Raw genomic sequence first — 14697 nt, forward strand, 5'->3', positions numbered from 1 at the left:
CTACAGAAATTATAGAGCCAAAAAAGTCCGAGACACATCTCGGACTTTTTTTATGTGCTAGTACTTAGCAAATCCTAGCTAACTATCTTTTGCTAATCCCAGACAATAAGATTTTTTAAGGCAATGTGGACAAGTTAATTTCCTGGTTTTTAGCGTATCCCTAGTCAAGCTAAAATTCTTGTAGGTTGGTTCAAACGTCTTGTGACAATTAGGGCAAAGATAAAGGACCTTCTTTTTATAATGCCAAACCAATACATTGACTAACACAATAAATGACGAGATAGCTACCCACATTATCCATTTTTGCTGAAGCCAAACTGCTAGCATTAATAATAACATATAAGCCGCAATGAGCAAGATGAGCTGCAACAGTTTTTTCAACTGCAGTCGTCGCCATTTCTTTTGATTTTTCAACATGAGTGCAATATCTGAAAGGTAATCTAAGGAATGATGGTCTTCTTTTTCAACTTCTTTTAAGAGCTTGACAGACTTGTCAAGCTTCGCGTTTTTGTCAACAATGTCAGCTTTTAATTGCCTAATTTGATCTTGTAGCAAAATCTCCAACACTTGATCTTGGTTGTCTTCTGCCAACAGTTTTTTAATGTTGTCTATGGAAAAATCCAAGTCACGAAGAAAAAGAATCCGATTAAGTTTTTGCAAATCAGCTTCTGTGTATTGCCGTCTCCCCCCTTCAGTGATAACAGATGGGGATAAGAGCTTTCGCTTGTCATAATACTGCACTGTTCTAACAGTCACACCTGCAGCTTTTGCCAAGTCTCCCGTCGAATACCATTCAGACATTGTTTTCACCTCCTTTGATATAAATTCGTTTCTCTTTCTAGAAACACCTTTACTATATCAAATGACCTTAGGTCACAATCAAGGAAAAACTTAAAAAAGTTTCTAGTTTTTATGACAACATTATTCACCAAAAAAACCGCCTAGCGATGCAAAAGGATTATCTGCAATGACTTCTTCTTGGCGATTGAGATAAGTCTTGTTCTCATCAAATTCCATAAATGTTTCATAAACACGCGCCGTCATCCTCGCATCTTCTAAACTGTTATGACCTTTGCCTTTAATTCCTAAGAATTCCGAAACTGTCTGTAACCGAAGATTAGCAATGCCATTTAAGTCTGAACTACGTCTCTCATAAGCCTCGTCAAAAAGATCTACCTGATAGAGGTGTGTCACATCCAAGCCGTTTTCTGCTAATAAAGGAAGATCTGATTTTTGGGCGTTATAGCCCACTAGTGGTGTTGTCCCAACAAATGCTTTAAAATCAGCAATAACTGTTTCGATCTTTGGTGCCAATGCAATCTTGTCAGATGTAATTCCTGTCAAGCCATTGATAAAACTCTGTAAAGGTACTTCCGTGTAAACATAAGTGTCAAAGCTGTCAACTTCTTGGTGTTTGTGCCATTTAACCGCTGATAATTGAATAATATGACTAATCTCATTGACAGTATTAAATTCAATATCAAATGCAATATAGGTTTCTAGTTGTTTCATTTAGTCTCCTCGAAAAAAGACCCTCTTGGGTCTTTTAGGCTTATTTTTCTTTATTAAAAAATCGCGTCAAAAAACCTTTTTTAGGACTTTCTTTCGCTTCAACTTCTTCTACTTGTAAGCGAACTTGGTCAACTTCTGCCTTTGCTTCTTCTAACTCAAGTGTCAAGTTTTCCTTGTCAGCCATCGCCTTAGCCGTCAACTGTTGCTGCTGGTCTAACTGTTTATCTTTTTCGGCAATTTGCACATCCTTGACACGGATTTGCTCATCTTTGGCAGCTAGTTGCGTGTCTTTTGCCTTTAGTTGCTCATAGAGGCGCGTGATTTCCGTGTTTTTTTCGTCAACAAGAATTTCTAAAAGTTCACGTTGCTTGGTTTCTTCACTGATTGGTTCATCGTCAAAAATCGTTTTTTTGTAAATCTCTTCTAACTTAATAAGGCCACTACGCTTAACCACAGTGACTCCTTTATCATTTTTATCAAGGTCTTCTTCTGGCAAAGACTTGACACGATTGTTGACAGCCTGACGGCTCACTCCTAAAATGTCAGCTAGTTCACTAACTGTCTTTTCTATTCCCATAATGTCCTCTTTATTACTATAACTGATTATTCTTATTAAAGTATAGTAACACAATACTATGCTTCTGTCAATTTAGCCTTTGGTGCCATCGTTCATCAAAAGCCGGTGATAATTTCATTCCAAGTGATATTCAATCCCACTGCTTTATGCTAAAATAAAAGTATGACACAATATGATACCATAATAATTGGCGGAGGTCCTGCTGGAATGATGGCTGCCATCTCCAGTAGCTACCATGGCTACAAAACACTTTTAGTTGAAAAAAACAAGCGCTTGGGCAAAAAATTAGCCGGCACTGGCGGAGGGCGTTGTAACGTCACCAATACTAGCGGTCTTGAGGACTTGCTTGCTGGGATTCCAGGTAATGGTCGTTTCCTTTACAGTGTCTTCTCACAATTTGACAACCATGATATTATTGCCTTTTTCAACGATAATGGCGTGGCACTCAAAGAAGAAGATCACGGCAGGATGTTTCCAACAACGGATAAATCCAAAACCATTATTGATGCCTTAGAAAAGAAAATCAAAGAGCTTGGAGGGCAGGTTCTAACCAATACCGAGGTAGTCTCTGTTAAAAAAATAGATGGTTTATTTCACATCAAATCGGCTCAAGAAACCCTAACCTGTGATAAGCTCATCGTGACAACCGGAGGTAAATCCTATCCATCAACAGGATCAACAGGTTTTGGTCACGATATTGCTAGACACTTTAACATTGACGTTACAGAACTAGAGGCTGCAGAAAGCCCCCTTTTAACTGATTTTCCACACAAAGCGCTACAGGGAATTTCTCTGGACGATGTTACCTTGCGTTACGACAAGCATATCATTACTCATGACTTGTTGTTTACACACTTTGGACTGTCAGGACCAGCAGCATTGCGCCTCTCCTCTTTTGTAAAAGGTGGAGAAACAGCTGAGCTAGACTTTGTGCCTCATCTAGGGGCTTCGGAGTTAGAAAAATACCTCATCGAACACCGTGAAAAAGCCATCAAAAATGCACTAAAAGGCTTAGTTCCTGAACGGGTTGCTGACTTTTTGGCAACCGATTATCCTGAAAAAGTCAAGCACCTCTCTCCAACACAAACTCAAGAACTGATTGACAAACTAAAAGCATTGCCAATACCCATCACTGGCAAGATGTCGCTAGCCAAATCCTTTGTGACTAAAGGCGGCATTAACTTAAAAGAAATTAATCCGAAAACGCTAGAAAGTAAAAAAGTTCCAGGATTGCATTTTGCAGGTGAAGTATTGGATATCAATGCTCATACAGGCGGTTTTAACATCACTTCTGCCCTTTGCTCAGGCTGGGTTGCAGGAAGCAGACACTATTAATTAAAAGTACAGGAATAATTTCCTGTACTTTTTGATTAACTAGTTAAATATTTTTCTTGCATTTCTCTCAAAATAAGATATAATATTATTATGTTTCCTTTACTGGTTTATTACCAGTAAAGGAAATTCAGAGCGCTGATATCGACTCTGAGATTATTAACTTTTAAGAAGGAGAAAGCAATGGCAAAAAAGTCAAAAATTGCTAAATACCAGAAGCAGCTCCAACTGATTGAACAGTACGCTGACCTTCGTCGCGAACTTAAAGCCAGTGGTGATTATGAAGCACTTCGCAAATTGCCTCGTGATTCAAATCCAAACCGCTTGAAAAATCGCGATAAAATTGATGGTCGTCCTCATGCTTACATGCGTAAGTTTGGTGTCAGCCGTATCAATTTCCGTGACTTAGCTCACAAAGGCCAGCTACCAGGAATCACTAAAGCTAGCTGGTAAGCTTGACTCACCTTGTTTAAATTTTAGTAATCATAGAAGCCAATTATTTATCATCATAACAACTCGGTATGCCAAGATACCGAGTTGTTTTTTTAGCTATGCTTATCTCATAACTCAAAAAGCCTCGCTTTAAAGCAGAGGCTTTTTTTATTTTTAGGAAATAGGGTCAAAGGCTAAGCTTGGTTTAGCATTTAAGCTTAAATCCGCAAAATGCCCTTTATCGTATTCAACAGCTGCTGCTAAGGCAATCATTCCTGCATTGTCCCCACACAATCTCAACGGGGGAATCACAAGCTCTACTCCAGTAATGTCATTGGCCAAGCGCTCGCGGAGACCTTGATTGGCTGCTACACCTCCTGCTACAACTAACATCTTGGACGGGTATTGCTCCAAAGCTTTTTTGGTTTTAGCAAGTAAAATGTCTAAAACTGCTGCTTGGAAAGAAGCGCACAAGTCTTCTAATACTAACTCTTCTTCTTTTTGATTAGCATTGTGATGCAGGTTGATAAAGGCAGATTTTAAGCCTGAAAAAGAGAACTCTAAGTGATTTTCTTTTATCATAGCCCTTGGAAAATGGTAAGTATCCTTGCCTTTATGAGCCAGCTGGTCAATCTCACGCCCCGCAGGATAGGCCAAGCCCATCACGCGACCAACCTTATCATAGGCTTCACCGACTGCATCATCTCGCGTTTCACCAACAATATGGTAATTCCCTGGCTCTGTGACATAAACTAGCTCTGTGTGACCACCAGACACTAGTAGAGCCATCAATGGGTATGCCAGTGGTTTTTGCTCACGCGCCGCCATCAAGTGACCCGCCATATGGTTTACTGGAATTAAAGGAAGACGGTGAGCCCATGCAAAGGCTTTGGCTGCTGTTAAACCAACCAAAAGAGCTCCAACTAAGCCAGGACCATATGTGACAGCAACAGCATCTAAATCTGAAGGTTGAATCCCTGCTTCTTGTAAAGCATCCTCAAAACACGTTGTAATCACTTCAACATGATGACGGCTAGCTACTTCTGGCACCACCCCACCAAATCGTTTATGACTTTCCACTTGACTGGCAATAATATTAGTCAACAAAATATCGTCGTTTTTTAAAATTGCAACACTAGTTTCATCACAGGAACTTTCTACTGCTAAAATATATCTATCTGTCATTTTTTCCTTCTCGCTTCATAATTAAGGCTGTCTCTACAGGATTATGATAATACTCTTTTCGCTCACCAACGATTTCAAAACCATGTCTCGCGTAGAGGCGCTGAGCTTTTTCATTGGATTGCCTAACTTCAAGAAAGATCGGTCCCAAGCTACTATCTAATTGCTTTAGCAGTTGAGAGGCAATTCCTTGTCCTTGATAAGTCGGCAAAACTGCAATGTTGGTAATTTCAATTTCTCCAAGCAAATACTGAATGGCCAAAAAACCAATCATTTGTTCTTGGTCATAAATCGTAAAATAATCCACTTGATCTTGCTGCATGTCAGCACTAATTTGCTCTAGACTCCAAGGGGAACGCTCATATACTGCACTCAACACTTGAAAAACGCCTAGAGCCTGCTTTTGAATATTCTTCATAGCTTATACACGTTTGATATAGGGAGATTGTTGGTCAGGCGTGTGGTCTTTTAGCCAATTTTCTTCTGCTTCAACCCGCTTAAGATAATTAGGGACAAAAGCATCTATATTTTGTGCAATCTCATGAATACCAGCTAATCCAATATCGTAGGCTGATGGTAAGGTTTCTTGAATCATTGCTTGCGGCAAAGCCTTTTGAATATCGTCAATAAATGCTGCAACTTCACCTGTGAAAACAACACTGTCATAGGCTGCGGCAGCTTCGAGAACCGTTTCAAAAGAAGCGTGCTGGTCTGGTGCAACAGATGCATCATCCAAGTAATAACCAACATAAACATTATGACGTCTGGCATCTATCAAAGGAATCACCACGCTATTTGGGTACTGTTTAGAGACTGATGACGCTAAGGCATAGAGGCTAGAGATACCAACAAGTTCAATCGATAAGCTGTAAGCCAACATTTTTGCCGTAGCTACCGCCACACGCAAACCCGTATAAGATCCTGGTCCTTGTGCCACAACAATACGGTCCAAATCTTTCGGTTCCAAATCTGCAGAAGACATCAAAAAATCGATAGCAGGCATAAGGCTAACGCTATGGTTTTTTTTAATATTAATCGTAATGTCTGCTAAAAGTCGGTCATCTTCTAAAATAGCGACAGATAACGTTTTATTTGAAGTGTCAAATGCAAGTATCTTCATTTTTAAAGCCTTTCTCGTGTCATTTCTACCCACAATTATAACATAAAATCAAGCTCATGGATAACCTGTGATTCTCTAAGCTTTTTTCTTCTGACAATATTGTCGAAACTTTTTACTAACAGCTGATATTGTGGTATAATTTTAGTAATTGCACAGAATCAGGTCTAAATCTACTACACAATAATTATGTCATAGTTAGTCGTCAAAATAGATGTATTCTAGTTTTGACTTATTTGTTATTGTTTGGATAATTGATTCACAACGAAAGGAACAGATTACAAATGATTTATAAAGTTTTCTACCAAGAAACAAAAGCGCGTAGCCCACGTCGTGAAAGCACGCAAACCCTCTACTTAGATATTACTGCCCCTAATGAACGCGAAGGGCGCATTGAAGCGCGTAAGCTTGTTGAAGAACATACTAGCTACAATGTTGAATTTATCGAGCTACTTTCAGACAAACACCTAGAATATGAAAAAGAAACTGGTGTTTTTGAGATAACGGAGTTCTAAAATGACAAATATCAGTTTAAAACCTAATGAAGTTGGGGTTTTTGCCATAGGAGGTCTCGGTGAAATCGGGAAAAACACCTATGGTATCGAGTATCAAGATGAAATTATCATTGTTGATGCTGGTATCAAATTCCCAGAAGATGACCTGTTAGGGATTGACTACGTTATCCCTGATTATTCATATATCGTTGATAATTTAGATCGTGTCAAAGCATTAGTAATTACTCATGGTCACGAAGACCATATCGGAGGCATTCCCTTCTTACTCAAGCAAGCCAATGTTCCAATCTATGCAGGTCCACTGGCGCTAGCTCTGATTCGTGGTAAATTAGAAGAACATGGTCTATTGCGTGATGCAACACTCTACGAAATCAACCACAACACAGAATTAACTTTCAAAAATATGAGTGTCTCTTTCTTTAGGACAACTCACTCGATTCCAGAGCCTCTTGGGATTGTTATTCAAACACCTCAAGGGAAAATCATCTGTACTGGTGACTTCAAATTTGACTTTACACCTGTGGGTGAACCTGCTGATTTACATCGTATGGCTGCTCTTGGTGAAGAAGGGGTTTTGTGCCTCTTATCAGATTCTACCAACGCTGAAATCCCAACCTTTACCAACTCTGAAAAAGTGGTTGGCAAATCCATTTTAAAAATCATTCAAGGCATTGAAGGACGTATCATCTTTGCTTCGTTTGCATCAAACATCTACCGTTTGCAACAAGCTGCTGAAGCTGCTGTTAAAACGGGACGTAAAATTGCGGTTTTTGGACGTTCTATGGAAAAAGCCATCGTCAATGGTATTGAACTAGGCTATATCAAAGTTCCTAAAGGAACCTTTATTGAACCTAATGAAATCAAGCATTACCAAGCTAACGAAGTTTTAATCATGTGTACCGGTAGCCAAGGGGAAGCCATGGCTGCTCTTGCCAGAATCGCCAATGGAACTCACCGTCAAGTGACCTTGCAGCCTGGTGACACCGTTATCTTTTCATCAAGCCCTATTCCTGGTAATACCATGAGTGTCAATAGATTGATCAATACCATCCAAGAAGCTGGTGTTGACGTGATTCATGGTAAGGTTAACAATATACATACCTCTGGACACGGTGGTCAGCAAGAGCAAAAATTAATGCTCAGCTTGATGAAACCGAAGTATTTCATGCCTGTCCATGGGGAGTACCGCATGCAAAAAGTTCATGCTGGACTTGCTGTTGACACAGGTATCCCAGAAGAAAATATCTTTATCATGGAAAATGGAGATGTTTTGGCTTTAACTAGCGATAGCGCTAGATTAGCTGGTCACTTCAACGCCCAAGACATCTATGTGGATGGTAACGGTATTGGTGACATTGGCACAGCTGTCTTACGCGATCGTCGTGACCTTTCAGAAGACGGTGTTGTCTTGGCAGTTGCGACTGTTGACTTCAAAACCCAGATGATTCTAGCTGGACCAGATATTCTCAGCCGTGGCTTTATCTACATGCGTGAGTCAGGTGATTTGATCCGAGAAAGCCAACGCGTCCTCTTTAATGCTATTCGCATCGCTCTCAAAAATAAAGATGCCAGCATTCAATCGGTGAATGGTGCTATTGTTAACGCACTACGCCCATTCTTATATGAAAAAACAGAACGTGAACCAATCATTATCCCTATGGTTCTAACACCAGATAACGACTAAAAAGCACAAGCCCAATAGGGCTCGTGCTTTTTTTGTTGTCTCAATAACCATTGCAAGCTAAAGCCGTTCAAAAAATCCCCATTTAAAAATGGGGATGTCTGATTAATAATGATGTAAATAGTGATCAATTTCCCATTGGGAAACAAATGTGGCATAAGATGCCCATTCAATGCGTTTTGCTTCCAAGAAATTCGTGTAAATGTGCTCTCCAAGCGCTTGCCTAACCACGTCATCTTGCTGAAGTGCTTTAAGAGCGTTATGAAGTGTTGATGGTAAATCCACAATTCCAGCTTCTTTGCGCTGCTCAGCAGTCATGGTATAGATGTTGGCTTCGATAGGTTCTGGCGCTTCGATATGGTTAACAATACCATCTAACCCAGCCTCTAACAAGACCGCTAAAGCTAGATAAGGGTTAGCTGTTGGATCTACCGATCTTAACTCTAAACGCGTGCCCATCCCTCGAGATGCTGGGACACGAATCAAAGGTGAACGGTTGCTACCTGCCCAAGCCACATAGACTGGTGCTTCATAGCCTGGAACCAAACGCTTGTATGAATTGACTGTTGGATTTGTAATAGCTGTGTAGCTATATGCGTGCTTCATCAGCCCACCTAAGAAATAGTAAGCAGTCTGAGACAATTTCATCCCACGCTTATCTTTTTCATCGTAAAAGGCATTTTGACCTTCTTTATCAAATAGGGACATGTTGCAATGCATTCCCGAACCATTGATGCCAAACTTAGGTTTTGCCATAAAGGTTGCATAAAGACCATGCTCACGAGCGATGGTTTTAACAACCAACTTAAAAATTTGAATGTTATCACAAGCTTTTAAAACATCAGCATATTTAAAATCAATCTCGTGTTGCCCAACAGCAACCTCGTGATGACTCGCTTCAACTTCAAATCCCATTTTTGTCAACACGTTGACAATCTCACGGCGAGTGTTGTCCGCCAAATCTGTAGGTGCTAAATCAAAATAACCACCATTATCATTGACTTCAAGTGTCGGATTTCCCTGTTGATCCATTTTGAAAAGGAAAAATTCTGGTTCCGGACCTAGGTTAAACGATTGGAAACCTACCTCGTTCATGTGGGTCAAGGCTTTTTTCAAATTACCTCGTGGGTCACCAGCAAAGGGATGTCCCTCAGCAGTGTAGATATCACAGATTAGACCTGCAACAGCACCATTTTCATCACCCCACGGAAAAACAATCCAAGTGTCTAAATCAGGGTACAGATACATGTCAGACTCATTAATGCGGACAAAACCTTCAATAGAAGAACCGTCAAACATAGCTTTGTTTGACAAGACCTTATTAAGCTGTTCTTCCGTAGCTGGAATCTCCACATTCTTCATAATTCCCATGATATCAGTAAACATCAAGCGAAGAAAAGTTACATTTTTCTCCTTGACTTCGCGACGAATGTCATCTGCTGTAATTGCCATTGAATAGGTCTCCTTTAACTTTCATCCGAATCGTATGTTTAGATACGACGATTGCCAATATGTTGTGAAGGGGTTGAAAAGCCGCTCTGATTGAGCAGTTCGTCATGCAAGATATGCCTGACATCAGCGTCAGTCAGCGATTTTTGCTTTTGATTCAACTTGTCTTGTCGTTCAGCATATTCTCGCTTGATTGCCGCAATGTTTAAGCCTTCAGCTAAAAAGTCTTTGATTTCAAGTAGCCTATCCATGTCATTCAAAGAAAATAATCTACGGTTCCCTTGTGTTCGCTCAGGTTTGATTAAATTATGGTCTTCATAATAACGAATCTGTCTGGCAGATAAATCTGTTAATCGCATAACAGCACCTATTGAAAAGACAGCCATTGATCGTCTCAGCTCTTTTTCTTTCATGCAAACTCCCTTCACCCCACTATTATAGGCGCATTTTTTTGACCTGTCAAGGTTATATGTGAGGTTTTGTCACATCACTCATCAAACTTTTTCTTAAACCACTTGTTTTTGATGATTTCGACATCTGTATTAACGATAATGGCAATAAAAACCCCACAGAAAGTTTCAAAGACACGAGAAATCACGTAAACAAAAGTATCCCCAGTCGGAATTGATAGGGTGATGATTAACAGAGCAGCAACAGCACCAATGATTCCCGACTTATTATTGAAAGCAACATTTAGCATAATGGTTAACATGGTTAAAATAGGAACAAGTAGCAATGTTACTAAGATGTGTTGGTGAAAGATGGCATTGAAAATATAAAAAATTAAGGACATAATACCACCAATTGTATTGCCTAAAATTCTTGAAAAACCAAATGAAACAGTACGATCTAAATCTTCTCTGAGACTAAAAACAGCTGTCAGCGCCCCTATTTGCAAACCATCCCAACGGCATAACGTAAATAGCAGTAAGACAAAAAAGACAGAAAGACCTGTTTTGAATGTCCTCATGCCAATTTTAAACTGTTTAGGACTGAAACTATACCTCATGTTATTGATTTCCTCACCTTACTTTTAATCATCTTGATACTGTTTATTCTAACATGATTAAGTAGTATTGAAAACTAATTTTACGCAAAAGAGCCTTGTAAACGACTCCATCAGCATTAAGCACTTTTACCCATAGTAAAAAGGCAGGCCTAAGCCTACCTTTACACATTATTATTTTTCTGTTAACGCAGAAAGTCCTGGAAGTTCTTTACCTTCAAGCAACTCCATTGATGCACCACCACCAGTAGAAATCCATGAGAACTTGTCTGCACGGCCTAAGTTGATAGCTGCTGCTGCTGAATCACCACCACCAATGATTGATTTCACTCCTGGTTGTTTAATGATAGCATCCATGACACCAATTGTTCCTGCTTGGAAGTCAGGGTTTTCAAAGACACCCATTGGGCCATTCCATACAACTGTTTTAGCACCAGTAAGAGCTTCATCAAACTTAGCAATTGATTTTGAACCAATGTCAAGTCCAAGGAAACCTTCTGAAACGGCTTCGCCTTCAGTATCACGTACTTCAGTGTAACCAGCAAAAGCATCAGCTTCTTTAGAGTCTACTGGTAAGATTAGTTTGCCGTTGGCTTTTTCAAGAAGGTCTTTAGCAATCTCGATTTTATCTTCTTCAACAAGTGAATTACCAATTTCAATTCCTTGTGCTTTGTAGAAAGTATAAGTCATTCCACCACCGATAAGTACTTTATCAGCTTTGTCAAGAAGGTTTTCAATCACACCAATTTTGTCTGATACTTTTGAACCACCTAAAATAGCAACAAATGGGCGCTCTGGAGTTTCAACAGCTTCTTTGATGTAAGCAATTTCGTTTTCTAACAAGAAACCAGCAACTGCCTTATCAACATTCGCTGAAATCCCAACGTTTGACGCATGCGCACGGTGAGCTGTACCAAAAGCGTCATTGACAAAAATGCCATCGCCAAGGCTTGCCCAGTATTTTCCAAGGTCAGCATCGTTTTTAGACTCTTTTTTGCCATCAACATCTTCAAAACGAGTATTTTCAACAAGAAGAACATCACCATCTTTAAGAGCATTGATTGCATCTTCAAGTTCTGAACCACGAGTAGCTCCTGGGAAGACAACTTCTTGTCCTAGTTTTTCTGATAAGCTTTTAGCGACTGGCGCTAGTGATTTACCATCTTTATCTGCTTCTTCTTTAACACGTCCTAGGTGAGAAAATAGGATTGCACGTCCACCTTGCTCAACAATATACTTAATTGTTGGAAGCGCAGCAGAGATACGGTTATCGTTAGTGATGACACCATCTTTTAGTGGAACGTTAAAGTCAACACGGACGAGAACTTTTTTCCCTTTTAAGTCAAGGTCTTTTACAGTCATTTTAGCCATTTAATAGACTCCTTAATATTTTTTTTACAATCTATTATACCATAATTCTGTTGATAATGATAAAATATGAAAACATTAAGGGGTGATTTCACAAATTTTCAAGCCTTTTGAAAATCAGAAAACCTACTCAAATCGTATAGACATTAACTGCTTAAAAAGCTTCTAAAGCTTTTTCACGTGTATCAAGTTGTTCTTTGCTATCTAGTTTTTTACCATTGTAAACACTGCTTTCCCATGAACCGTACATAGGATTTGGGAAGATAATAAACTTGCTGCCGAACTCTTTGTGCAATTCTTCCAAAAGGGCTTTGCGGTCATCACGTGATGTTTTTGAGAATTCTGCAAAGTCGACTAGGTTATCACCAAATAGCATCACAAGATTTGTGGTTTCGAGAACTTTCTGACGGCGGCTTTCTTTGGATTTCATGCCCTCTTCATAGAATAAGAAATGATCTTTGCCTTGCACTGGAAGACCTTCTTTTTCCAAGTTTTCCATTGTTGGGTCTACTTGCTTAGTGGTTCTGTCTGACACGTAATAGATTTGAACGCCTTTTTCATTAGCATAGGTCAAGAACTCTTTTGCGCCTGCTACTGGTTTAGCTGATTTCTTTTGTACCCAAACGTCCCAAGAATCTGGTGTGAAGGAAGTTCCTTCTTTGATGTTTTTAGCTTGGTAAGGGCTATTGTCTAGGACAGTCTCGTCAATATCTAAAACGATTGAATAAGGTTTTTCACTTTCTTGACCAAGTATAGTGTCTAGACGTTGTCTTGCCACTTGATAACCTTGCAAGTAAAGGGCTTTAGCTTCTTCAGATTGTTGATACCATAGTACTGACATGGTATTTTCTTTGGATTTTAGTTGGTCGTTTGTTAAACGAACCATTTTTTCTTGTTTGTCCTTACTGTCATGAGCGCTTGATTTTTTACCCTCATTCATTGAACAACCAGTCACTAAGACCAAAGATAAGCCTAGAGATACAAGGCTAAGAAGCTTTTTCGATTTCATAAAATCCTCCTATAAATTCACACCAGTTGGGCATGATCACTTTTTAACTACACTTAATTCTATTATATGCGTATCTTCTTGTCAAGATGATAATGGTTTATCAGTAAGAATTTACTCTTTTATTGGTGTTAATTTTTTTTGAAAAGGCTTTTAAATAGTTATTTTACCGATATTATTTCTTATTTACTTGTTTTCGTTCGGTAGTATCTCATGGTTCAAAAAACTGCACAAAAAAGAACCTAGTTAAACTAGGCTCTTGTTATAATTATTTAGCGATTTTTGCAAAGTACTCAAGAGTACGAACAAGTTGTGCTGTATAAGACATTTCATTGTCATACCATGAAACAACTTTAACCAATTGTGATCCGTCAACTTCCATCACTTTAGTTTGAGTTCCGTCAAACAATGAACCAAATGAAATACCAACGATATCTGATGAAACGATTGGGTCTTCAGTGTAACCAAAGCTTTCGTTTGCAGCAGATTTCATAGCAGCGTTAACTTCATCTACAGATACGTTTTTATCAAGAGTTACAAACAACTCAGTTACTGATCCAGTTGGAACAGGAACACGTTGTGCAGCACCGTCAAGTTTACCATTAAGTTCTGGAATAACAAGACCGATAGCTTTAGCAGCACCTGTTGAGTTAGGAACAATGTTTGCTGCTGCAGCACGAGCACGACGAAGATCTCCACCACGGTGTGGTCCGTCAAGAACCATTTGGTCACCAGTGTAAGCATGGATAGTAGTCATCAAACCTTTTTGGATACCAAATGAGTCATGAAGTACTTTAGCCATTGGAGCTAAACAGTTTGTTGTACATGAAGCACCTGAGATAACTGTTTCAGAACCGTCAAGAATGTCATGGTTTGTGTTAAATACAACTGTTTTAACATCGTTTCCACCAGGAGCTGTGATAACAACTTTTTTAGCACCATTTGCATGCAAGTGTTTTTCAGCTGCGTCTTTTTTAGCAAAGAAACCAGTTGCTTCAAGCACGATTTCTACACCATCAGTTGCCCAGTCGATGTTTTCTGGATCACGTTCAGCAGAAACTTTGATAAAGTTTCCGTTTACTTCGAATCCACCTTCTTTAACTTCTACAGTACCATCAAAACGACCTTGTGTTGTATCGTATTTTAATAGATGTGCAAGCATGTTAGGATCTGTAAGGTCATTGATACGAGTTACTTCAACACCCTCTACATTTTGAATACGACGGAACGCAAGACGACCGATACGACCGAAGCCGTTAATACCAACTTTAACTACCATTAGTGATTTCCTCCTTATGAAAATCAAAAGAATTATTATAAAGGGATTTATCCCCTACCTATTGTGAAAAGATTAACTTACAAATAGATGTCATAACCTCTCAACAAAAACTATTATATAACTATTTCAGAAAAAATGCAAATAAATTAGCTATTTTCAGCTTTTTATAGCCTCAATTTTACTGAAAATTAGGCCCTTTTTTCAAAAAACACAACTTAAAAAGGCTCTATAATTTCTGTAG

Annotated in this window: 16 protein-coding genes; 4 read left to right on the forward strand and 12 right to left on the reverse strand. The window is 39.2% G+C overall.

The window, feature by feature from the left end; genetic code table 11:
* Positions 1–78: 78 nt before the first annotated feature.
* The 3 genes from AKK44_RS08070 to AKK44_RS08080 form a co-directional block, all read right to left on the reverse strand.
* Entirely contained in the window at positions 79–801 is a 723-nt protein-coding gene (locus tag AKK44_RS08070; protein ID WP_054279260.1) for a MerR family transcriptional regulator, read from the reverse strand.
* Positions 802–921: 120 nt separating this feature from the next.
* Entirely contained in the window at positions 922–1512 is a 591-nt protein-coding gene (locus AKK44_RS08075) for a 3'-5' exonuclease (RefSeq protein WP_054279261.1), read from the reverse strand.
* A gap of 40 nt (positions 1513–1552) precedes the next feature.
* Complete coding sequence (locus AKK44_RS08080) at positions 1553–2089, reverse strand: DUF536 domain-containing protein (RefSeq protein ID WP_037595532.1); 537 nt, start codon at positions 2087–2089, stop codon at positions 1553–1555.
* Between the two features lie 162 nt (positions 2090–2251).
* Between AKK44_RS08080 and AKK44_RS08085 the strand changes: the two genes are divergently transcribed.
* Together AKK44_RS08085 and rpsN are read left to right on the forward strand one after the other, a co-directional pair.
* The gene (locus tag AKK44_RS08085) at positions 2252–3424 is read left to right on the forward strand and encodes a BaiN/RdsA family NAD(P)/FAD-dependent oxidoreductase (RefSeq protein ID WP_054279262.1); all 1173 of its coding nucleotides are present in this window, start codon (positions 2252–2254) and stop codon (positions 3422–3424) included.
* Positions 3425–3604: 180 nt separating this feature from the next.
* The gene (gene rpsN, locus AKK44_RS08090) at positions 3605–3874 is read left to right on the forward strand and encodes a 30S ribosomal protein S14 (protein WP_037595535.1); all 270 of its coding nucleotides are present in this window, start codon (positions 3605–3607) and stop codon (positions 3872–3874) included.
* Positions 3875–4027: 153 nt separating this feature from the next.
* Here the strand turns inward: rpsN and tsaD are convergent, their stop codons facing one another.
* From tsaD to tsaB, 3 genes are read right to left on the reverse strand one after another with little or no spacing between them, the layout of a single operon-like run.
* Positions 4028–5038, reverse strand: coding sequence for a tRNA (adenosine(37)-N6)-threonylcarbamoyltransferase complex transferase subunit TsaD (tsaD, locus tag AKK44_RS08095; RefSeq protein ID WP_054279263.1), 1011 nt, complete (start codon positions 5036–5038; stop codon positions 4028–4030).
* A complete protein-coding gene (gene rimI / locus AKK44_RS08100; protein WP_054279264.1) occupies positions 5028–5453 on the reverse strand; it encodes a ribosomal protein S18-alanine N-acetyltransferase in 426 nt (141 codons plus the stop codon). The genes tsaD and rimI overlap by 11 nt, the downstream gene beginning before the upstream one ends.
* Before the next feature lie 3 nt (positions 5454–5456).
* Positions 5457–6155 carry a tRNA (adenosine(37)-N6)-threonylcarbamoyltransferase complex dimerization subunit type 1 TsaB gene (tsaB, locus tag AKK44_RS08105; RefSeq protein WP_054279265.1) on the reverse strand — a complete coding sequence of 233 codons (699 nt, stop codon included), beginning with the start codon at positions 6153–6155 and terminating at the stop codon, positions 5457–5459.
* A gap of 281 nt (positions 6156–6436) precedes the next feature.
* On the opposite strand from tsaB, the gene AKK44_RS08110 reads away from it, so the two are divergent.
* Positions 6437–6667, forward strand: a complete 231-nt coding sequence (locus AKK44_RS08110) for a DNA-directed RNA polymerase subunit epsilon (protein ID WP_037595548.1) — start codon at positions 6437–6439, stop codon at positions 6665–6667.
* A gap of 1 nt (position 6668) precedes the next feature.
* Positions 6669–8351 carry a ribonuclease J1 gene (gene rnjA / locus AKK44_RS08115; RefSeq protein WP_054279266.1) on the forward strand — a complete coding sequence of 561 codons (1683 nt, stop codon included), beginning with the start codon at positions 6669–6671 and terminating at the stop codon, positions 8349–8351.
* Between the two features lie 102 nt (positions 8352–8453).
* On the opposite strand, the gene glnA is transcribed toward rnjA, so the two are convergent.
* The 6 genes from glnA to gap form a co-directional block, all read right to left on the reverse strand.
* Positions 8454–9800: a type I glutamate--ammonia ligase gene (glnA, locus tag AKK44_RS08120; RefSeq protein WP_054279267.1), complete on the reverse strand. Its 1347-nt coding sequence runs from the start codon at positions 9798–9800 to the stop codon at positions 8454–8456.
* A 38-nt stretch (positions 9801–9838) separates the two neighbouring features.
* On the reverse strand, positions 9839–10210 hold the full coding sequence (locus AKK44_RS08125) for a MerR family transcriptional regulator (RefSeq protein WP_037595553.1): 372 nt from the start codon (positions 10208–10210) through the stop codon (positions 9839–9841).
* A gap of 74 nt (positions 10211–10284) precedes the next feature.
* Complete coding sequence (locus AKK44_RS08130) at positions 10285–10806, reverse strand: FUSC family protein (RefSeq protein ID WP_054279268.1); 522 nt, start codon at positions 10804–10806, stop codon at positions 10285–10287.
* Between the two features lie 171 nt (positions 10807–10977).
* On the reverse strand, positions 10978–12174 hold the full coding sequence (locus tag AKK44_RS08135) for a phosphoglycerate kinase (protein WP_054279269.1): 1197 nt from the start codon (positions 12172–12174) through the stop codon (positions 10978–10980).
* Between the two features lie 151 nt (positions 12175–12325).
* Positions 12326–13180: a 5'-nucleotidase, lipoprotein e(P4) family gene (locus AKK44_RS08140; protein WP_054279270.1), complete on the reverse strand. Its 855-nt coding sequence runs from the start codon at positions 13178–13180 to the stop codon at positions 12326–12328.
* Between the two features lie 265 nt (positions 13181–13445).
* Positions 13446–14456, reverse strand: a complete 1011-nt coding sequence (gene gap / locus AKK44_RS08145) for a type I glyceraldehyde-3-phosphate dehydrogenase (RefSeq protein ID WP_054279271.1) — start codon at positions 14454–14456, stop codon at positions 13446–13448.
* Between the last annotated feature and the right edge of the window lie 241 nt (positions 14457–14697).

Source organism: Streptococcus phocae (assembly GCF_001302265.1).
GTDB lineage: Bacteria > Bacillota > Bacilli > Lactobacillales > Streptococcaceae > Streptococcus > Streptococcus phocae.